Origin of the sequence: Bartonella taylorii 8TBB (assembly GCF_902825155.1) — a bacterium.
GTDB classification, from domain to species: Bacteria; Pseudomonadota; Alphaproteobacteria; order Rhizobiales; family Rhizobiaceae; genus Bartonella; species Bartonella taylorii_A.
Genome location: NZ_CADEAG010000116.1, coordinates 1 through 456 on the forward strand (window position 1 = coordinate 1; position 456 = coordinate 456).

The window sequence follows — 456 nt, forward strand, 5'->3', positions numbered from 1 at the left end:
TGGATATCTTTATCGGGATGAATAGCTTGCAACAATTTTCGGTAAAGAGCCATTTGCAACCAGTGATGGGAAGCAATAGCAGCTTCATTTTCTGGCGGGGTTCCTGTTTTAAAATCAGCAAAGATAATGCTGTTTTGCGTGATGTAGAGACGGTCAATTTGACCAGAAATTGCGTGTTCTTTTCCACGAATTTTTACAATACCCATTAAGGAAACCTCAGCACGTGAATGCTCAGAGAAAAGGGGCTTGAGGTAAACGTGATCTAATATTTTCCAAACATGGCGAAGAGCATCTTCTCTTTGGCTCTCATACCAGTGAGAGGCTTTGATATTGAGATAGTTTCGAGCATAGTCTCGACGTTTTTGTAGGGGATAATCGGGTAAATATTGTAACAATCGGTGAACGATATTACCATATTCAATGGAAAAAGCTCTGTTCGTATTTGTTGCTCCTAAA

General features: G+C 39.9%; 1 protein-coding gene. It reads right to left on the reverse strand.

Features of this window, described 5'->3' with window-relative positions:
- Window positions 1-456: PD-(D/E)XK nuclease family protein (locus J7R13_RS08910; RefSeq protein WP_208438316.1), on the reverse strand; the 456-nt coding region annotated here is incomplete at both ends.